The organism is Edwardsiella anguillarum ET080813 (assembly GCF_000264765.2).
Lineage (GTDB): Bacteria > Pseudomonadota > Gammaproteobacteria > Enterobacterales > Enterobacteriaceae > Edwardsiella > Edwardsiella anguillarum.
The window spans coordinates 2,995,664-3,015,431 of record NZ_CP006664.1 but is presented as its reverse complement, the minus strand read 5'-3'; the positions used below and the strand labels follow the sequence as shown (position 1 = coordinate 3,015,431).

Annotated in this window: 18 protein-coding genes and 1 riboswitch; of the genes, 10 read left to right on the top strand and 8 right to left on the bottom strand. The window is 60.2% G+C overall.

Annotation, left to right across the window (positions count from 1 at the left end; translation table 11 throughout):
• Positions 1 to 16: 16 nt before the first annotated feature.
• Positions 17 to 113: riboswitch (TPP riboswitch) on the bottom strand.
• 98 nt (positions 114 to 211) lie between these two features.
• The 3 genes from uraH to ETEE_RS13560 all read right to left on the bottom strand — a co-directional run bounded on the left by uraH (position 212) and on the right by ETEE_RS13560 (position 4,933).
• Complete coding sequence (uraH, locus tag ETEE_RS13570) at positions 212 to 619, bottom strand: hydroxyisourate hydrolase (protein ID WP_034163600.1); 408 nt, start codon at positions 617 to 619, stop codon at positions 212 to 214.
• A 583-nt stretch (positions 620 to 1,202) separates the two neighbouring features.
• Complete coding sequence (locus ETEE_RS13565; protein ID WP_144242827.1) at positions 1,203 to 2,426, bottom strand: enterotoxin (HBL); 1,224 nt, start codon at positions 2,424 to 2,426, stop codon at positions 1,203 to 1,205.
• An 851-nt stretch (positions 2,427 to 3,277) separates the two neighbouring features.
• Complete coding sequence (locus ETEE_RS13560) at positions 3,278 to 4,933, bottom strand: FAD-dependent oxidoreductase (RefSeq protein WP_034163602.1); 1,656 nt, start codon at positions 4,931 to 4,933, stop codon at positions 3,278 to 3,280.
• 125 nt (positions 4,934 to 5,058) lie between these two features.
• On the opposite strand from ETEE_RS13560, the gene ETEE_RS13555 reads away from it, so the two are divergent.
• Positions 5,059 to 5,385, top strand: coding sequence for an ArsR/SmtB family transcription factor (locus ETEE_RS13555; protein ID WP_225865144.1), 327 nt, complete (start codon positions 5,059 to 5,061; stop codon positions 5,383 to 5,385).
• A gap of 57 nt (positions 5,386 to 5,442) precedes the next feature.
• Here the strand turns inward: ETEE_RS13555 and dld are convergent, their stop codons facing one another.
• Entirely contained in the window at positions 5,443 to 7,167 is a 1,725-nt protein-coding gene (gene dld, locus ETEE_RS13550; protein ID WP_034163604.1) for a D-lactate dehydrogenase, read from the bottom strand.
• A gap of 183 nt (positions 7,168 to 7,350) precedes the next feature.
• Here dld and queD point away from each other — a divergent pair, with 183 nt between their 5' ends.
• Positions 7,351 to 7,713 carry a 6-carboxytetrahydropterin synthase QueD gene (gene queD / locus ETEE_RS13545; protein WP_034163605.1) on the top strand — a complete coding sequence of 121 codons (363 nt, stop codon included), beginning with the start codon at positions 7,351 to 7,353 and terminating at the stop codon, positions 7,711 to 7,713.
• Here the strand turns inward: queD and ETEE_RS13540 are convergent, their stop codons facing one another.
• Positions 7,714 to 8,844 (bottom strand): 3-phenylpropionate MFS transporter, encoded by a 1,131-nt coding sequence (locus ETEE_RS13540; protein WP_034163606.1) that lies wholly within the window; start codon positions 8,842 to 8,844, stop codon positions 7,714 to 7,716.
• A 238-nt stretch (positions 8,845 to 9,082) separates the two neighbouring features.
• Between ETEE_RS13540 and ETEE_RS21625 the strand changes: the two genes are divergently transcribed.
• Positions 9,083 to 9,256, top strand: coding sequence for a hypothetical protein (locus ETEE_RS21625; protein WP_167549809.1), 174 nt, complete (start codon positions 9,083 to 9,085; stop codon positions 9,254 to 9,256).
• Between the two features lie 39 nt (positions 9,257 to 9,295).
• On the opposite strand, the gene queE is transcribed toward ETEE_RS21625, so the two are convergent.
• Entirely contained in the window at positions 9,296 to 9,967 is a 672-nt protein-coding gene (gene queE / locus ETEE_RS13535) for a 7-carboxy-7-deazaguanine synthase QueE (protein ID WP_034163607.1), read from the bottom strand.
• A gap of 244 nt (positions 9,968 to 10,211) precedes the next feature.
• On the opposite strand from queE, the gene ETEE_RS13530 reads away from it, so the two are divergent.
• Genes ETEE_RS13530 through ETEE_RS13520 form a run of 3 tightly spaced genes read left to right on the top strand, consistent with a single transcriptional unit; the run spans position 10,212 to position 12,259 of the window.
• Positions 10,212 to 10,811 (top strand): HutD/Ves family protein, encoded by a 600-nt coding sequence (locus ETEE_RS13530; protein ID WP_034163608.1) that lies wholly within the window; start codon positions 10,212 to 10,214, stop codon positions 10,809 to 10,811.
• 51 nt (positions 10,812 to 10,862) lie between these two features.
• The gene (locus tag ETEE_RS13525; protein WP_034163609.1) at positions 10,863 to 11,780 is read left to right on the top strand and encodes an SPFH domain-containing protein; all 918 of its coding nucleotides are present in this window, start codon (positions 10,863 to 10,865) and stop codon (positions 11,778 to 11,780) included.
• Complete coding sequence (locus ETEE_RS13520; RefSeq protein ID WP_034163610.1) at positions 11,777 to 12,259, top strand: NfeD family protein; 483 nt, start codon at positions 11,777 to 11,779, stop codon at positions 12,257 to 12,259. Before ETEE_RS13525 ends, ETEE_RS13520 begins: the two co-directional genes overlap by 4 nt.
• Here ETEE_RS13520 and cueR read toward each other — a convergent pair.
• Positions 12,213 to 12,626 carry a Cu(I)-responsive transcriptional regulator gene (gene cueR / locus ETEE_RS13515; protein ID WP_034163611.1) on the bottom strand — a complete coding sequence of 138 codons (414 nt, stop codon included), beginning with the start codon at positions 12,624 to 12,626 and terminating at the stop codon, positions 12,213 to 12,215. The two genes, ETEE_RS13520 and cueR, sit on opposite strands and share 47 nt — an antisense overlap.
• 121 nt (positions 12,627 to 12,747) lie before the next feature.
• Here cueR and copA point away from each other — a divergent pair, with 121 nt between their 5' ends.
• Together copA and ETEE_RS13505 are read left to right on the top strand one after the other, a co-directional pair.
• Positions 12,748 to 15,492: a copper-exporting P-type ATPase CopA gene (copA, locus tag ETEE_RS13510; protein WP_034163613.1), complete on the top strand. Its 2,745-nt coding sequence runs from the start codon at positions 12,748 to 12,750 to the stop codon at positions 15,490 to 15,492.
• 127 nt (positions 15,493 to 15,619) lie between these two features.
• A complete protein-coding gene (locus ETEE_RS13505; RefSeq protein WP_034163614.1) occupies positions 15,620 to 16,432 on the top strand; it encodes a TraB/GumN family protein in 813 nt (270 codons plus the stop codon).
• A gap of 9 nt (positions 16,433 to 16,441) precedes the next feature.
• On the opposite strand, the gene uxuR is transcribed toward ETEE_RS13505, so the two are convergent.
• On the bottom strand, positions 16,442 to 17,200 hold the full coding sequence (gene uxuR, locus ETEE_RS13500) for a Uxu operon transcriptional regulator (protein ID WP_034163811.1): 759 nt from the start codon (positions 17,198 to 17,200) through the stop codon (positions 16,442 to 16,444).
• A gap of 380 nt (positions 17,201 to 17,580) precedes the next feature.
• Between uxuR and gntP the strand changes: the two genes are divergently transcribed.
• Together gntP and ybaK are read left to right on the top strand one after the other, a co-directional pair.
• Positions 17,581 to 18,924: a gluconate permease GntP gene (gntP, locus tag ETEE_RS13495; RefSeq protein WP_034163616.1), complete on the top strand. Its 1,344-nt coding sequence runs from the start codon at positions 17,581 to 17,583 to the stop codon at positions 18,922 to 18,924.
• 285 nt (positions 18,925 to 19,209) lie between these two features.
• On the top strand, positions 19,210 to 19,695 hold the full coding sequence (ybaK, locus tag ETEE_RS13490) for a Cys-tRNA(Pro)/Cys-tRNA(Cys) deacylase YbaK (RefSeq protein ID WP_034163618.1): 486 nt from the start codon (positions 19,210 to 19,212) through the stop codon (positions 19,693 to 19,695).
• The last annotated feature ends 73 nt before the right edge of the window (positions 19,696 to 19,768 follow it).

The following is a 19,768-nucleotide window of genomic DNA, read 5'->3' as shown; positions in this document are numbered from 1 at the left end:
GTGAAGAAGGCGGCGCGGTCAGACACCGTGACTTCCCTACGCTGGCATTATCCAGATCAGGTAATACGGGTATTTCTCAGCCTTCACGTAGAAGGGCACCCCGAGTCATATACTCATCAAAATACTGTAATTAACCCATGGTTAATCCAGCGGCAGGATAATACTCACGCCGGAGATTGTAAATGCGCGGCGGAACGCCGCGCGGGCGACGCTAGCTGCCGCGGTACGTGGCGTAGCCATACTGGCTCAGCAGCAGCGGCACATGCAGCTTTTCATTCTGCTGCGTTACCCGGAATAAAACCGGCACCTCCGGGAAAAAGGTATCCTGGCCCCGCTCATGGAAATAGGCGCCCGTTTTAAAGGTCACCCGATAGACGCCAGGGTCCATATCGGCCGCCGCCGGGTACAGCGAGCGGACGCGACCATCGTCATCCGTCGCGGCGCGGGCGATCTCACGCCACGCGCTGCCATCCTGCCTCTCCAGCATCACCGCCACCCCGGGGGCCGGCTTTCCCGTCTGCTGATTCAGGATATGCACGCTCAGCGTGCCCACCGGGGCGGCCTGTGCCGCCGCGCCGATCGCAGATAACATCGCGGTAAGTAAAAGCATTTTTTTCATCACTGGGCTCCTATGTTATGTCGTCCCTCCGGCAGCCTAGCAAAATGCCTCCCCCCACATTATTAAACTTTCTGTTATCTTTTCGGCCTGCATTACAAGCAGAGGCCAAGGAGAGAGGAAATATGGGATAAACCCCCACAATGATAGGTGTTAAACGGCATTGATGCATACGAGATACTGTCTTGATGCAGGAATAAATTGGGGGGCATTAATATTCACAATATGCTACTCCAATCATATGGAACGCCTGCGGCAGGATGATAGCATGCTATTTTAAACATAAAACTCATAGCGTTAAAATTACATCATTGAAATCAACAATTATAATAGAGATGAATATAAACTCATCCAGCGACACGCCACAGCATGGATATTAACAAATTGAAATGATTTTATAAATATAATGTCAAAATGATCAAATATCAATATTGTCAATTAATTAAGCCAACTAAATATAGCAGAAAACACTTATATAGAACTCGTCAGTCGGCCCACCTCTATATAAAAAAGGCGTACTCTGTTCCAGCACGCCTTTATAATCCGTCTATCCTTCATAAAAAAACATCACAAATCAACCTCAACTTTATTTTTGTGAATACTTATTAAAATAAGTCACCATATCCACAACATTACTTGATTGGTATTCTTTTTTAATATCGTCCTGACTCATACCTATCTCAATTACAGCATCAGAATGGTTAAGTTTAATTGTCAGACTACCTGCATCTTTGTAAGCCTGTTGCCAACAGCTATTAGCCAGTGTTAGATCATTAATAATTTCATTATCGTTACAGTTTTTTGCATCTAAAGCCGCCTCTTGGACATTTTTTATTGATTCAGAAAAATCACCAGTTAGCTCACTCCAATTATCTAAAATCTGCTCTAGATTATCTTGAACAGATTCAGCTGATTTAGCTAACTCAGAATAATTCTGAGCCAATAAATGTAACGTTGATACATCTTGTGTTCGTTGATCCATCTCTCTTTGGCTAGCTTCAATCTTTGCTTTATCCTCTTTGATCTTTAAAGAGTCTAAAATAATAAAAGTTGTTGCAACAGCTATTGCTGGCGCACAAAAAAGCCATACTACAGAACCAATGGGGAATGCAACGATTGTAGCAAGAGTCCCTAGAGAAATTGCCGCAGCATCCGCAATTCCTAAGCCAACAATGCTGGCAGTTAGTCCACGAATGTCATTATTCAATTCATCAATTGCTTTTTTTAATTCTGCGATTTTTTGTTGATCAACCTTCTCCTCTTGACTCGCCAGATCAGCTAAGTTTTGTAACCGCTGAGCCATTTCAGGCAAAATATTTTTAAAGTTGACTAAAGCATCCACAGTTCCTTTAACAAAACCAAAGACCATATTTAATTTATTATCTATAATGGTTAAATCTTGGTTAAGCAGTGATACATATATAGAGCGGCGCTCTGGATTATTAACCATACATTTTACCATGCTAATAGCATCATCAAATAAATTGGTAATATCTTGATGATAACTTTGCACATCTTGAGGAACATTATCAAGTCGGGCTACAACTTGGTTCACCCAGACTAATGCATCTGACTGCGCCTCAATATAGGTTTTGCAAAACTCACTCCAATTATTAGGTGGCAATGTCAATGTCGGTAATTTACTATCTAAGACACTGCTAATCAAGCTATTAACCATTACAACATTTGACTTATATACATCAGGTAAAATCGCTTGCGCGAGAGAATCACCCGTTGAAGAAAAAGTCATATGATTACTTGTTTCATACATACATGACGCATGTTTTTGTAAAACCGAAGAAATACTCATCTCGATGACTCCTTTTATATAAGCTTAAGTATCACTATAGCCATCTACAGTGATAATAAAACTGTAGTAATCAAAAACCATACAATCAATACGGTTAAGATAAATATATTCACATTAGCCATTCTGCTAGAACGGATAGGTGAAATTGTCAGACATTCTCAATCGTCACCGGGAGTCTAGGGCGTGTCCCGTTACGGGCCGTGAGTGTCGCTGACGGTCATTTTAGCCCAGGGCAAGGCCCGAGCAGCGAGGTTTTAGACCAAAATGCACCGTGATGAGTAACGCCGTAATGGGGGAAATTGGCCCCAGCCCTATGAGACGCGTGCCAGGAGTGGATGCTTTGCATTGTCGGGCTTAAATATAGGCCAGCCTCCGCCTTGATTATGCGCTTTTGGCTCCGCGTTACCGTCGGGTACCCTTACGGGGCCCCCCTAGACACCTTAGAGCCGTTAATGGACTGCCCCCGCTAGACGCTCCTGTCCTATCGTTAGACTGACCACCGGCAGGGTACGACATACCGTCTCTGCCACCGCGACCTAGGTGCGTAATAAATCCAGATCCAGATTAATAATGGACTGTCTGCGTGTAGGCATGACTTATCTCGCTCCGGCGGCGCAAGGGGGATAACGCAGAATAATAAGTCATGAAGTTCAGCGTCAGCCTGAAAGGAAAGAACGGTGATTGCGTCTAGGCTAACGCCATGAATAGATCGATAAATAAAACTTAACCTGAACGCACAGGGGTTATTTTTGTGAGTAAATACACTCATTGAAAAAACACGCTTTTTGCTTCGCCCTGCGCCGATGCTAAGCCGGGATCGTCCGCCAGGCGGACAATCCCGATGCGCTGCGCTATGCCTGCGCCGCCAGCGTCCGTGCAAAGGTGATATAGCCCCCGCTCAGATTACGCGCGCGGAAGCCGTGCTGAACCAGCATACGGTAGGCCACGTGACCCCGCAGACCCGACTGGCAGCCGATCAGGATCTCCTTATCCCGCGGTAGATCATTCAGACGTTCGCGCAGCGCATCCAGCGGGATGTGCAGCGCCTGCGGATAGCTTCCATGCGCCTTCAGCTCCTGCGGCGTGCGGATGTCCAGCAAACACTGGTGCGCCGGATCGCGCTGCAGTACGTCGACGACATGGCAAATAGCGGTATCGCCGCAGCATACGTTGGCCGCCAGCATCCCCGCCTGATTGACCAGATCCCGGGCGCTGTTATAGGGCGGCGCATAGCACAGCTCCAGGTGCTCCAGATCCTCCACCTTCAGCCCGGCGCGCTGGGCAACAGAGATCACATCAATGCGCTTGTCGACCCCCTCCTGACCTATCGCCTGGGCGCCCAGAATGGCGCCATCGGTCGGATCGAAAAGCAGCTTCAGGCTGATGGGCGTCGCGTGGGGGTAGTAGCCGGCGTGGTTAGGCCCATGCACATACACCTTCTCATAGCCCCTCTGCTGGCGCTGCAGCAGCTTCTCACTCAGCCCCACGCTGGCGACGGTCATATCAAAGACCTTACACACCGCCGCCGCCTGGCTACCGCGGTAGCGGCTGTCACGCCCCAGCATGGTATCGGCCGCAATGCGCCCCTGGCGGTTGGCCGGCCCGGCCAGCGGAACCAGCGGCGGCATGGCGTCGTCAAAGGGCGGCGCCTCAACGGCGTCGCCTACCGCGTAGATATCCGCCGCGGAGGTGTGCATCGCGCTGTCCACCCAAATACCGCCGCTGGCGCCCAGTGCCAGGCCGGCGTCCTGCGCCAGGCGACTTTCCGGCCTCACCCCGATCGCCATGATCACCAGCCCGCTCTGCAGTACGCTGCCGTCGCTCAGGGTCAAGGCCATGCCCTCTCCGTCGGCGGCGATCGCCTGCAGCGCCGTCCGCAGGCGTAGATCCACCCCGTGGCGGCGCAGCGTCTGGTGCAGCGGCACCGCCATCTCGCCATCGACCGGCATCATCACCTGAGGCCCCATCTCCAACAGGGTGACCGCCAGTCCGCGCTGACGCAGCGCCTCGGCCACCTCCAGGCCAATGAAGCCCCCGCCGACCACGGTGGCATGCTGCGGCGCTCGCGCCGCAATATGCGCCAGAATGGCATCCATATCGTTAATGCTGCGCAGGGTAAATACCCCCGGGCTCGTCGCCCCCGGCAGCGGCGGCACCAGCGGTGCTGCGCCGCTGCTCAGCAGCAGGCGATCGTAGGATTCACGGTAGGTTTTCCCGCTGGCGCTATCGCGCACCTCCACGGTTTTTCCCTGGGGATCAATGGACAGTACCTCGTGACGCACCCGTACCTCAACGTTGAAACGTTGGCGAAAATCCTGCGGCGTCCTCAACAGCAGGCTATCGCGCTGCGGGATTTCACCGCCGATATGATAGGGCAGGCCACAGTTGGCGAACGATGCATACTCCCCGCGCTCCAGCACGATGATCTGCGCCGTCTCAGACAGCCTTCTGGCCCTGACCGCGGCGGATGCGCCACCGGCAACCCCGCCGACAATTACGATTTTCATCTGCTCACCTCATCGAATCCGATTATCAGACCGGCAGCGACCCGGCTCGGCGTTGCCAGCTTCCCCTCATCATTATACAATAATATATAATATTAAATAAGAAAGCGTTGGTGAGGAAGTGCACGATGGCGACATCTCAAATGCACCGGCAGATGCAGCGGGCGGCGGCAGACACATCGCGGATCCTGCGCGCGCTGGCCAATCCGGATCGCCTGCTGCTGCTGTGCCGCCTCAGTCAGGGCGAGGCGGCCGTCGGCGAGCTGGAGGCGGCGACGGGGATCCTACAGCCGACCCTCTCTCAGCAGCTTGGGGTGCTGCGCCGCCTGACGCTGGTCACCACTCGACGCGAAGGCAAACAGATCGTCTACCGCATTGACGATCCGCGCACGCTGACCCTGCTGGAAACCCTGCACCGCCTGTACTGCTCGCCGACGGATGAAAAGCCGGCCTAGGGCGTACCCCGTAACGGGCCCTGGGCGTCGCTGGCGCACACGGCCGCGAGGCGCATCCTAGTGGCCGCCGTCGCAGCCCCAGCCGCGGCACTTGCTGGTCTTGCCGATGCCGGGATTGAGAGTATTGGTGGGATCCTGATGGCGATAAAAGGCCTCCAGCTGCGGCTTAGCGCGGTAGAGATGGCCCACGTTGTGCTCCGCCGGATACTCCGCGCCGCGCGCATCCAGCAGCGCCAGCATCTTCGCCTTAATCGCTGCCGCATCGGCCCCCTTGCGCACGATATAGTCCTGATGGAATACGTGACACATAAAGTGACCATAGTACAGGCAGTGCGACAGATCCTGCGTCAGCTCCGGCGGCAGCTGTTCAAACCACTCCGCGTCGTTGCGCCGCAGGGCGATATCCAGCGCCAGAATGTCTTCGACCTGCTGATCATGCACCGCCTGATAGCGTATCGCCGCCCCGGCGGCGGCGAAGCGGTGTAAAAACGCCTTGCTCCCCTCCTCCGGCGTGCAGGTAAAAAAGTCGCCGTCGGCCTGGGAAAAATAGTCGCTCAGCCACCGCTGTGCCTCCTCGATCCCGTCACCGGCCATCTTCAGCAGCAGGTGGTGCGAGTAGCGATCGCGGTACTGCCTGATGCGCGGCGGCAGATGCCCCGGCCACAGACGACTCAGCGCCTGCATCGCGCGATCGACCGGGTGGGACGGCAGCAGTGGCACACGCTCCGCCCATGCGTCGATCCGCCCCTTCAGGTTGAAGAAGAACGGCATCCGATCCGTCCCCAGCTTTTCGATCATCAAAAAGGTATCTTTGCCATAGCGCTCGGCGATATCAAACGTATCGCGATGCATATACTCCGCGGCCACCGGCAGGTGGGTAAAGTGGCTCAGTATATGCCGCCGCAGCTCGGTCAACACCTGAGGTCGATCGGTGCCGATATAAAACACCTGCTGGTGCGGCTCGGCGGGAAACGTGTCCAGACGCACGGCGAACACCGCCAGCTTTCCGGCACAGCCGGAGGCCTCAAACAGGCGCCGCTCGTCGGCGTTAAAGCGGGCCGGCGTGGCAGCATCCACCGCCCTGACGCGCTGCGCATACTGGTGGTCGGAGGCCCGGCGCGCATCATGCTGGACATCCGCATCGCCGTAGCGTCGCTGGGCCAGATTCGTCAATATGGCCTCCGGCGTCTCGCCCAGCGCAATGCCCAGATGGTTGACCAGCTCCGCCTCTCCCTGTTCATTGACCCGTCCATACAGCGCCATTTCGGTATAGGCCGGACCACGCTGCACCAGTGCGCCGCCGGAGTTGTTACAGATGCCGCCGATCACCGAAGCGCCGATGCAGGAGGAGCCGATCACCGAGTGGGGCTCCCGCTCCAGCGGTTTCAGCAGCCGCTCAAGCTGCCACAGGGTGGTACCGGGCAGCACCACCACCTGGCGCCCCTCGTCCAACAGCTGAGCGCCGCCCAGACGCAGGGTATTGATGATCACCAGCTCGCGATCGTAGTCGTCGCCGCTGGGGGTCGACCCTTCGGTCAGGCCGGTATTGGCCGCCTGCATCAGAATGATGCGATCGGCCTCGACGCAGGCCTTGAAGATCCGCCACATCGCCAGCAGCGTCTCGGGAAACACCACGGCCAGCGCGCTGCCCTGACCGGAGCGGAAGCCTTTACAGTAGCGCGCCATTTTGCGCGTATCGCTTAATACTCGGGCGGGGCCTGCGATGGCGCGCAGCTGGGACAGCAGCATCTCGGCCGGTGGGACGGGGCGAGAAAAGGGCATGGCATCACTCCTGTGACGGCGGAATAGGGTGCCGTCCAGCATAGTGTTGGTCGCCTCAATTTAACAAATAAAAAACACAACAATGCAGGCTAAATAACACAATCGGGGCCGATCTACGGCGCAAACTACCCCCCTGCGCCGCTTTGCGCTACCATGCGCTTCTTTTGGTTATGAGGCGTCACCATGACAACCACCCTGTTTAAAGAGTTTCAGTTTGAAGCGGCCCACCGTTTGCCGCACGTACCGCAGGGACACAAGTGCGGCCGTTTGCACGGCCACTCGTTTCTGGTGCGCATAGAGATCACCGGTGAGGTCGACCCCTACACCGGTTGGGTAATGGACTTTGCCGATCTGAAAGCGCGCTTCCAACCGATCTATGATCAGCTGGATCACCACTATCTCAATGAGATCGCCGGGCTGGAAAACCCGACCAGCGAGGTGCTGGCCCGCTGGATTTGGGATCAGCTCAAGCCGAGCCTGCCGCTGCTGAGCGCGGTGCGAGTCAAAGAGACCTGCACCGCCGGCTGCACCTACCGCGGCCAGTGATCAGCGGACGCCGGGGCGCAGGAACAGCACCGGCGTCACCAGCAGCGCCATCAGATAAAACATGCCACTGGGGCTGTATTGATATACCACCCCTGCCAGCACCGTCATCACCGCCACGCTTCCCCCCATGCCCAGCGCCGAATAGACCGCCTGCAAGCGGATCACATCGCCGCCCTGACGCGCCGAGATAAAGCGCATCGCCGCCAGATGACATACGGTGAAGGTGCCGGCGTGCAGGATCTGCATCACCACCAGCCACGGCAGCGCCGTCGTCGCCCCCATCATTACCCAGCGCAGCAGCGCGCAAAGGCAGGATAGCAGCAGCAGGCCAGACACCGTCCAGCGGCGAAACAGGCGATTGCTCAGGGCAAAGATAATCACCTCGGCCACCACCCCCAGCGACCACAGGTATCCTACCAGCGACGCAGAGTAATCGGCCCGGCTCCAAAAAAGGGTGCTAAAGGCGTAATAGCCGGCGTGGGCCCCCTGCAACAGCGCGCAGCACAGCAAAAAACGCCACACCGAACGCTCCCGCAGCAAAATAGACCAGGGGGTGACCTGCGCCGTCTGATGGGCGGGGCCATCCTGAGGCGGCTGTGCCGGGCGCGGTAGCATGCCCAGCAGCATCGCCAGCAGTCCCCCCAGCAGGCTATACAGAATAGCCTGATGGCCAAAGGCGTTGACCAGCTCGCCGGTCGCCGCCGAGCCCACGATAAAGGCCAGGGATCCCCACAGGCGCACCTTGCCGTAGTCCAGCCCAATCTGGCGCTGCCAGGTCGCCGCCAGCGCATCGGTCAGCGGCACCAGCGGACCATAGAACAGGCTGAACCCCACCATCACCGCCATCAGCCAGGCCCAGGCGCTGCCCAGCATGAAGGCGACGCCGCAGAACAGGGCGATCAGCGTCACCAGACGCAGCGCCACCAGCAGCTGCGAGGTTCTCTTGACCGCCGGGGTAATGAACAGGCTGCCGACGAAGCGGGCGCCCATCCCGGCGCCCAGCAGAATGCCGATGGACTCCGGCGAGATCCCCTGCCCCTGCAGCCACAGGCTCCAGAACGGAAGAAAGACGCCGAATGAGAAAAAATAGGTAAAGTAACTGAGCCCTAACCAGCCCGCTGATGGCAGCATATCCTCTCCTTGCCAGCGCATATTGCCTCGCTGACTTCCCGCCCACAGTGAAAATAGCCGCCTACTTTAGCCATCCCCCGGGCCCCAGGCAAACGATTATTCGACGTTATCGCCGCGCCCGACGGCGCAGAAAAAGAGAAGAAATGAGAACGCATACGGTTTTCAGACATTACCTGCTTTCTCTCTGGCGCCGACGCGCTATGATGCGCCGGCAAATAATCCATCAGGAGCGTATACCGTGACGCAAAGCCCTCACTCAGACTATCGTCAGATCGATGCCCGCAAGGAGGAGATCAATGAGCAGCTATGGATGATTGAGATGGATCTCAGGCCGGAGCGCCAACCGACGTCGCCGACCCAACCGGTCGGTCTCCACACGCCGCGGCGCTCGGCGCCCGCGGCCCGACGCTAGTGCCAACGCGCCCCGCCGCTCTCCGGCGGGGCGCGCTACTCAGACGATATTCAGGTATTTATGAGTCTGCATGGACAGGCGCCAGTTGCGCGCCAGGCACGTTTCAATACACAGGCGGGTCGCCTCTTCCTTACAGGAGATCGGCTGTAGCGCCACCACCGGCGGCAACTCACCGTCCAAACGCGCCAGCAGCGCATCCAGCGCCTCGATATCGCGCGCCCGCGCAACCGGGTGTTTTATCTCGTTGGCGCGGCGTAGCGCGTCGGTAAGCACCTCCATCCCTCCGCGCATCCCCACCTTGGGGGATACGGTCACCCAGGTCTGTGCGCTGCAGCGCACCGGGTGGGTTCCGCTGGTCTCTATCTGGCAGCGATAGCCGCCCTGCTCCAGCGCCGTGGTCAACGGCAGCAGATCGTACATACAGGGCTCGCCGCCGGTGATCACTACGTGGCGGGCCTGATAGCCCCGCTGCCGTAACAGCGCAACCAGCGCCGCCGCATCGGCGCTGGCCCAGGCTTCGCTCTCCGCCGTCTTTTCAACGATCTGCGCCAGATCGGCTTGACACTCCGGGCGCTGATGCCAGGTGTGCTGACTATCGCACCAGCTGCAGCCGACCGGGCACCCCTGCAGACGAATAAAAATCGCCGGAACGCCGGTATAAAAACCTTCGCCCTGTAAACTCTGAAATACTTCATTGATCGGATACTGCATCGTGTTCTGCCTTGTTTGAGGACGCCTCGGACGGGCGGCATTGTGGCAGATTTCCCCGCGCACGCCAAACCGCCGCCGCCTCATCGGCCGCGATAAACGCAGCTATCGGACACAACTATTTGACCTGTCGCGTGCCATTGCCCACAAAATAGCTATACATTATAGATGGGCATGGATGGGCGCCGAGGGCGCTCCACAGACTACAGTTATGCCGCCGTGCGGCCCGTTTACAGGACAGACAGCGATGACCCCGTGGCAGATTCACCGGTTAAGCGACTACCAAAGCATGCCCTGGCACAACGGTCAGGGCACCACGCGTGAAATCATGCGGGAGGACAACGCCAGCGGCTCCCGCTTTCGCTGGCGACTCTCAATGGCCGATGTCACCCGCGATGCCCCCTTCTCCGCCTACGGCGGCTATCAGCGGATCCTATCGCTGCTCGAGGGGTCAGGGCTGACGCTGACCATTGACGGCTCAACCCAGCCGCCGCTATGCGGCAATGACATCGTGCGCTTCTCCGGCGATAGCCGGGTCAGCGGTCACCTGAGCGATGGCCCGGTGCGCGATCTCAACCTGATTTACGACCCGCGCCACTACGGCGCGCGTTTGCAGTGGCTGGATATTCGCCCCACCATGCCCCCGCTGCGCTGTCACGCCAGCACGATCCTGCTGTTTTGCCGCCAGGGCGACCTGTCGCTGACGCCGCTCGGCGCCACGGCATCGCTGCAGCTGGCGCGCTATGACAGCGCCATCCTGCAAACGCCCTGCCCGCAGACACACAGCGTGGATATTCGCGGCCACGGCCAGCTGGGCGTTTTTGAACTGACGGCGTTCCCGGACTAAGCCGCGCGGCCCTCCGCCGCGCCCTCAGCCCGCCAACTCAAGGAGAAACACATGCTCACAGTCTTTCCGGTACTGGTGATCGTCGCCCTGGTTATCGTCTGGTCGGCGATAAAGATCGTCCCTCAGGGCTATCAGTGGACCGTTGAACGTTTTGGCCGCTACACCCGCACCCTGATGCCGGGGCTGAATCTGGTGATCCCGTTCATGGATCGCATTGGCCGTAAAATCAACATGATGGAACAAGTTCTGGACATCCCTTCCCAGGAGGTGATCTCCAAAGACAACGCCAACGTCACCATCGATGCCGTCTGCTTCATTCAGGTGATCGATCCGGCACGTGCCGCCTATGAGGTGAGCAACCTCGATCTGGCGATCATCAATCTGACGATGACCAACATCCGTACCGTGCTCGGCTCCATGGAGCTGGATGAGATGCTCTCCCAGCGCGATCTGATCAACAGCCGCCTGCTGCAGATCGTCGATGAAGCCACCAACCCCTGGGGGATCAAAGTGACCCGTATTGAAATCCGCGACGTACGCCCACCGGCCGAGCTGATCGCTTCCATGAACGCCCAGATGAAGGCCGAGCGCACCAAGCGCGCTGATATTCTGGAGGCCGAGGGGGTGCGTCAGGCCGCGATTCTGCGCGCGGAGGGGGAGAAACAGTCGCAGATCCTCAAGGCGGAGGGGGAGCGTCAGTCCGCCTTCCTGCAGGCCGAGGCGCGCGAGCGCGCCGCCCAGGCCGAAGCGCAGGCCACCGCCATGGTGTCGGAGGCCATTGCCGCCGGGAACATGCAGGCCATCAACTATTTTGTCGCACAGAGGTATACCGAAGCGCTGCAGCGTATCGGCGAGTCGAATAACAGCAAGGTGATCATGATGCCGCTGGAGGCCAGCAGCCTGCTGGGCGCCGTCGGCGGGATCAGCGAACTGCTGCGTTCAGACAGCCGCAAGGATTGCCAGCCATGATGGCCTATCTGCTGCAGAACCCTCACGGTCTGTGGCTCACGCTGGGGGGACTGTTGCTGGCCGCCGAGCTGCTCGGCGCCGGAGGCTATGCCCTGTGGAGCGGCTGCGCCGCCCTGCTGGTCGGCCTGCTGCACTGGCTGTGGCCGTTTGGCTGGGAGGCTCAGCTCACCCTGTTCGCCCTGCTGACGGTGATCAGCGCCCTATTGTGGTGGCGCTGGCAGCGCCGCGGCGCCGCGGAAGAGGGCGCGGACAGCGTCCTCAACCAGCGCGGTCGCCAGCTGATCGGTCAACGGGCGCTCCTGGAGCAGCCCCTGGTCAACGGCCATGGGCGCCTGCGCCTCGGTGACAGCAGCTGGCGCGTCACCTGTGCACAGGATCTGCCCGCCGGACAGTGCGTTCAGGTGCGCGCCGTCAGCGGCATCACGCTGGAGGTTATCCCCTGTGCCCCGCCCCGCGACAGCAGCCGGCCAGATCGTTAATGATCGGGCAATCGGCGCTATCGTCACCGGGGCAGGCCTGTGCCAGCGCCGCCAGCCGGTCACGCATCGCCTGCAGATCGCGGATGTGTGACTCGATCTCCGCCACCTTTTGCAGGGTGCGCTGTTTTACCTCGGCGCTGTGGCGGTGCTCGTCGTGGAACAGCGCCATCAGCTCCCGGCACTCCTCCAGCGTAAAACCGACCTGGCGCGCCTGACGCAGCAGCGTCAGCTCCTCCAGCTGGGTCGCCGCATAGTGGCGGTAGCCGTTCTCCCCGCGCAGCGGCGGCGTCACCAGCCCTTTCTCTTCATAAAAGCGAATGGCCTTGCTGCTCAGGCCGGTTTTTTTCGCCACTTCACTAATATTCACCCGTCCCCCTTGACCTTAACCTTGCGGGAAGGTTTAAGCTTAACCGTAATTGAGGACGACGCCAATCGGCAGGCTATCGCGCCGCACCCTGAGCGTAACCATTTACGAGAGAGGTCTCATCATGTCACAGACACAGCTATTCGCCCTGCAGGGGCTTTCCTGCATGAACTGCGCTAAAAAAGTAAAAAATGCGCTGGAGGCCCGCCCCGACGTCGAGCAGGCCATCGTCAATACGCCGCGCTATGCCCGGGTGATCGGCAGCGCCAGCGCCGCTGATATTATTCACAGCGTCGAGCAGGCGGGTTACCAGGCCGCGCCGGCCGGCGATGCCGACGTCCGCCTCAGCCTCAGCGACCTGAGCTGTGGCCACTGCATCGCCAGCGTCACCCAGGCGCTGGAGGCCGTGCCCGGCGTTGACGCCGCCATGGTGACCCTCACCCAAGCCGACATCTATGGCCAGGCGGACAACGCAGCGCTGGTAGCCGCCGTGCAGCAGGCAGGCTACCAGGCGCAGGCCGTGGAGGGTGCATACCCAAAATCTGAGCCGCTGCCCAGCACTGATGTTGCGATGCCGGAAACCCAGGCAGCGGCTCTCGATCCCACTCCGGCAGCCACCGCGTCCGCCGACGCCGCACCGCGCGCCGGCGATGACGACGACAGCGTGCAGCTGCTGCTCGACGGCATGAGCTGCGCCAGCTGCGTGCTGAAAGTGCAAAACGCTCTGCAGGCGGTGCCCGGCGTAGCGCATGCCCGGGTCAACCTAGCCGAACGCAGCGCGCTGGTCAGCGGCCACGGCGATCCGCAGGCGCTGGTCAGCGCCGTGCAGAAGGCCGGCTACGGCGCGGAGATAATCCAAGATGAGGCGCTGCGCCGCGCCCGTCAGCATGAGAGCGCGCAGAAAGCCGTGCGCGCCTTCCGCTGGCAGGCCGCCGTGGCGCTGGGGCTCGGTCTGCCGCTGATGGCCTGGGGGCTGTTCGGCGGTTCGATGACCTTAACCGAGCACAGCCAGATCCCCTGGCTTATCGTCGGGATCGCCACCCTGGCAGTGATGATCGGTGCCGGCGGCCACTTCTATCGCAACGCCTGGCGTAGCCTGCTCAACGGCAGCGCCACCATGGATACGCTGGTGGCACTGGGCACCGGTGCCGCCTGGCTGTACTCCATCAGCGTCAACCTGTGGCCACAGATTTTTCCGCCGGAGGCGCGCCACCTCTACTATGAGGCCAGCGCGATGATCATCGGCCTGATCAACCTGGGGCATGCGATGGAGGCGCGGGCGCGCCAACGCTCCTCCAGCGCCCTGGAACGACTGTTGGATCTGACGCCGCCGACCGCTCGCCTGGTGACGGACGAGGGCGAGAAGAACGTGCCGTTAGCCGAGGTGCAGCTGGGAATGACCCTGCGTCTGGTCACCGGCGATCGGGTACCGGTCGACGGTGAGATCCTCTCCGGCGAGGCCTGGCTGGATGAGGCCATGCTGACCGGCGAACCCATCGCGCAGCAAAAGGGCGCCGGCGATCGGGTGCACGCCGGCACCGTCGTCACCGATGGCAGCGTGCTGTTCCGCGCCGCCGCCATCGGCAGCCAGACCACGCTGGCGCGCATCATTAAGCTGGTCCGCCAGGCCCAAAGCAGTAAGCCGGCCATCGGCCAGCTGGCGGATCGCATCTCCGCCGTCTTTGTACCGACGGTGGTCGCCATCGCCGTCATCAGCGGGCTGATCTGGTTCTTCTTCGGCCCGCAGCCGCAGCTGGTCTATACCCTGGTGGTCGCCACGACGGTGCTGATCATCGCCTGTCCCTGCGCGCTGGGGCTAGCGACGCCGATGTCCATCATCTCCGGAGTCGGCCGCGCCGCCGAGCTGGGGGTGCTGGTGCGCGACGCCGATGCGCTGCAGCACGCCAGCGAGCTGGATACGCTGGTCTTCGATAAAACGGGCACCCTGACCGAAGGGATGCCCAAGGTGATCGCCGTCCATACGCTGGAGGGCATCGACGAAACGCAGGCCCTCCGCTGGGCCGCCGCGCTGGAGAGTGGCTCCAACCACCCACTGGCGCGCGCCGTCAGCGCCCGGGCCGAAGGGCAAACGCTGCCGCCGGTCACCCAGTTTCGCACCCTGCGCGGGCTGGGAGTCAGCGGTGAAGCCGAGGGCCATACCCTGCTGCTGGGCAACGCGGCGCTGATGGCGGCGCAAGGGGTCGACACCCACGCCCTGGATACGCTGCTGGCGCAGCAGGCCAGCCAGGGCGCCACGCCGGTGCTGCTGGCGGTCGACGGTCGCGCCGCGGCGCTGCTGTCGATTCGCGATCCGCTGCGCAGCGACAGCGTCGCCGCCCTGCAGCGTCTGCACGGTATGGGCTACCGGCTGGTGATGCTGACGGGGGACAATCCACTCACCGCCCAGGCTATCGCGCGCGAAGCGGGAATAGATCAGGTGATCGCCGGCGTGCTGCCGGAGGGCAAGGCGGAGGCCATCAGATCGCTACAGCAGGCAGGGCATAAGGTCGCCATGGTCGGCGATGGTATTAACGATGCCCCGGCGCTGGCGCAGGCGGACGTCGGCATCGCCATGGGCGGCGGCAGCGATATCGCCATCGAGACGGCGGCCATCACCCTAATGCGCCATAGCCTGAGCGGCGTGGCTGATGCGGTGGCGCTGTCGCGGGCCACGCTGCGCAATATGAAGCAGAACCTGCTGGGCGCGTTTGTCTATAACACGCTGGGTATTCCGATCGCCGCCGGGGTACTCTACCCGTTGACCGGCACCCTGCTCAGCCCGGTGGTCGCCGGCGCCGCCATGGCGCTCTCCTCCATCACGGTGGTCAGCAACGCCAACCGCCTGCTGCGTTTTACCCCGAAGGACTAAACGACCTCTGAAGACAAAAAGCACCGGAAGCCGGTGCTTTTTTTTCGTCCTCAGGTAGCATGAAGAGATTACCGCACACTGTAACGGCGGCTGCCTGAATCCGGCGGCGCGCCCTGCCGGAGGCATCATGTTCAACCGACTACGGCACCTGGCCGCCCGTCTCGGGCTGCTCCCGCCGCCACGCTACCCCTATCCGGCCCTTGACGTAAACCTGCGCAACGGCGCCCGGCTGCATCTGGTCGCCAGCATTCACATGGGCAACGCCGCGATGTCGCCGCTACCGGCGCCCCTGCTTCAGCGCGTGCGCCAGGCTCAGGCGCTGATCGTCGAGGCCGATATCACCCGCCCCGGCAGCGATATCAGCAGCCCGCCCCAGGCGCAGCCGCTGTCGGCACGCCTGGACGCCGCGCGCTATGACGCACTCAGCCAACGCTGCCGCGAAACCGGCCTGGCCGTCGAGCGCATGGATGACTTTCCCCTGTGGCGCTGCGCGCTGCTGCTGCAGGCGCAGCAAGCGCAACAGCTGGGGCTGTGCAGCGAATTTGGCATCGACTGCCAGCTGCTGAACTGTGCCCATGGGGCAGAACGGCCGATCGTAGAGCTGGAGGGCGCCGATACCCAGCTGGAAATGCTGTACCGGCTCCCCGAACAGGGACGTGATCTGCTGGATGATACCCTGCGGCACTGGCACAACAATGCCCGCCTGCTGCAGACGCTGATCGGCTGGTGGCTAGCGCCCCCGCCGGTGCTGCAGACGCCGCTGCCGATGACCTTTTGCCCGGCGCTGGCCGACGTGCTGATGGTGCAGCGTAACCGCGCCTGGCGCCAGCGCCTGATCGTCCTGCCGCCGGGAGAGTATGTGGTGGCCGTGGGCGCACTGCACCTGTTTGGCGAGCAGGGGCTGCCGGATCTGCTGGCGCCCTATGCGCTAACGGCCTGAGCCCGCCCCTCAGGGGGTCAGTCTGTCCAGCGGCCAAGAGTCGAACAGGTAGCCGTCAAAGTCGATATCATCGACGTCAGAAAATGCCAGCAGGCGCCGCTTCACGTTTTCCAGGTGCTGCCACATGGCCAGCTTGGCGGCCCGGGCATCCCTCTTGATCAGCGCGGCCAGAATCTGGTGATGGTCGGCCAGCCAGGCCGTACGATAGTGCGTATCCGCCAGATGACGGTGTAGCTGGATCCACATCGGATTGTGCTCCCGCCACTGCCACGACTGGCGGAACAGATCCACCAGCATGCTGTTATGGGTCGCTTCGGCAATGGCCAGGTGGAACTGCATATCGCCGCACTCCGGCCCGTCGGGCGCGGTCGAGGCCAGCTCTAGCGCCTCAAGCTGCAGCGCATGACGCATCTTGATAATATCCTCACGCGTCGCCTGCAGCGCGGCAAACTCGGCGATATTGCTCTCCAGCAGCTGCCGGGCCTGCAGCAGCTCAAAGGGCCCGGCGTCATTACACGAGACGCTCTCCTTCTGCACCGGCGCTTCCAGCACAAAGATCCCGGCGCCGCGCCGCACCTCAACCAGTCCATTAATCTCCAGCATGATCAGCGCCTCGCGCACCACGGTACGCGTCACGCCCAGCCTCTCGGCAATATCTCGCTCCGGCGGCAGGCGCTCACCGGGACGATAGGGCGTCTGGGCGATCAGATCGCGGATCATCGCCCCGATCTCCTGATAGGGCCGCCGTTGCACCCTGTGATCTTTCATCATATAGCACTCGCCAGCTCCCATTATATAACGTCGAACTATACCACCGCCCGCCGACGGCGTGGCCAGCGGCGCACGGAAAAACGAGGCGGATCAAATAACATCGGTTCAGCTGCCCGCATCCCGTCCCGCGCGTCGTCTCCCCGCCAAAATATGACGGCGATCGCGGAGCTCTCGCGCCTGATGAGCCCGATAAAAACACAATCAATTGAATAAAAAGGAAAAAATCACTGCGCCACGGCGGCGCCAAAAGATATAGCAAGCTATTAGTCACTTAAATAATAAATAAAGTGGTGTGATAATCGTCGCATCATTGGTCAACCAAAAACAGATAACATGTCGGCCGAATTTAAATTGGTTGACCAAATGACAGGGATTTTATGCATATTCTCAATATACTCTGGGTCGTATTCGGCATCGGACTGATGCTGGTACTGAACCTCAAGTTTCGTATCAACTCGATGGTGGCGCTACTGCTGGCAGCGCTCTCCGTCGGCATGCTCGCCGGAATGGATCTCATGGCGCTGCTGCATACCATGAAATCCGGCTTCGGCAGTACCCTGGGCGAGCTGGCGATCATCGTGGTGTTTGGCGCCGTGATCGGTAAACTGATGGTCGACTCCGGCGCCGCACATCAGATAGCCCATACGCTGCTGACGCGTCTGGGGCTGCGCTATGTTCAGCTCTCCGTGATCATCATTGGCCTGATTTTCGGCCTGGCGATGTTCTATGAGGTGGCCTTTATCATGCTGGCACCGCTGGTGATCGTCATCGCCGCCGAGGCCAAAATCCCCTTCCTGAAGCTGGCAATCCCAGCCGTCGCCGCCGCCACAACGGCGCACTCACTGTTTCCGCCGCAGCCGGGGCCGGTCGCCCTGGTCAACGCCTACGGCGCAGATATGGGCATGGTCTATATCTACGGTATTCTGGTCACCATTCCGAGCGTCATCTGCGCCGGTCTGATCCTGCCAAGGTTTCTCGGCAACCTTGAACGTCCGACGCCGGCCTTTCTGACGCAGGATGTCCCGGTCGATCGCGATAACCTGCCCTCTTTCGGCATCTCGATTCTGGTGCCTCTCATCCCGGCGATCATCATGATCTCAACGACCATTGCCAACGTCTGGCTGGTCAAAGGGACGCCTGCCTGGGAGGTCGTCAACTTTATCGGTTCGTCGCCCATCGCCATGTTTATCGCCATGCTGGTCGCCTTTGTGCTGTTCGGCACCGCACGCGGTCACGACATGCAGTGGGTGATGAACGCCTTTGAGAACGCCGTAAAAAGCATTGCCATGGTGATCCTGATTATCGGCGCAGGCGGCGTGCTGAAGCAGACGATTATCGATACCGGCATCGGCGATACCATCGGTATGCTGATGTCCCATGGCAATGTCTCCCCCTATATCATGGCCTGGCTTATCACCGTGCTGATCCGTCTGGCGACCGGCCAGGGCGTCGTCTCTGCCATGACCGCCGCCGGGATCATCAGCGCCGCCATACTCGATCCGGCGACGGGTCAGCTGGTCGGCGTTAATCCGGCGCTGCTGGTGCTGGCCACCGCCGCGGGCTCCAACACCCTGACGCACATCAACGATGCCTCATTCTGGCTGTTTAAGGGATATTTTGATCTGTCGGTCAAGGACACGCTGAAGACCTGGGGACTGCTGGAGCTGGTTAACTCGGTGGTCGGCCTGATCATCGTGCTGATCATCAGCCTGTTTGCCTGATCCCGCCCGCGCGGCGCATAAAAAAGGCCAATATCGCTATTGGCCAGTCAAAGAGGAACTTCAGATATTATTATTATGCCGGGCGTCCCCCCAGGGGGGCCCGGTCTTCTGTATAGGGTAGCAATCGCCACGCCGCGCTGGCAACCGTTATCCACCGGAACTTATCCACCGAGTGATCCTGACGCTCTCCCGCGGCACGCGATCCACGCGATGCCGTCGTCCGGCGCTGGTCAACGTTTTTGTATGATATATACTGGCGGCAAAACGCATGATGAGGTATTCCCAATGACGCCAGCTGTTCTGCTACTGGAAAAAAATAACATCGCTTTTTCCCTGCACGCCTATGAGCACGATCCCCATGAAACCAACTTCGGCGACGAAGTGGTGCGCAAGCTGGGTCTGAGCGCCGATCGGGTCTATAAAACGCTGCTGGTCGCCCTGAACGGCGACAGCAAGAAGCTCGCCGTCGCCGTCACACCGGTCGCCACCCAGCTCGATCTCAAGAAGGTCGCCAAGGCATTCGGCGCCAAGAAGGCCGACATGGCCGACCCTGCGCTGGCCCAGCGCGTCACCGGCTATCTGGTCGGCGGCATCAGTCCGCTGGGGCAAAAAAAGCGCCTGCCGACGGTGATTGATGCGCCCGCCCGTCAGTTCGACACCATCTTTGTCTCCGGCGGCAAGCGCGGATTAGACATTGAACTGGCCGCCGCCGATCTCGCCGCCCTGCTGCAGGGAAGCTTTGCCGATATCGCCAAGTGCGACGCGGCCTGAGGCCGGCTTCGCGGCGATCAAGAACGGCATGCCGCGCATGCCGTTATAGAGGTGAATACCGCTACGTGCGGCG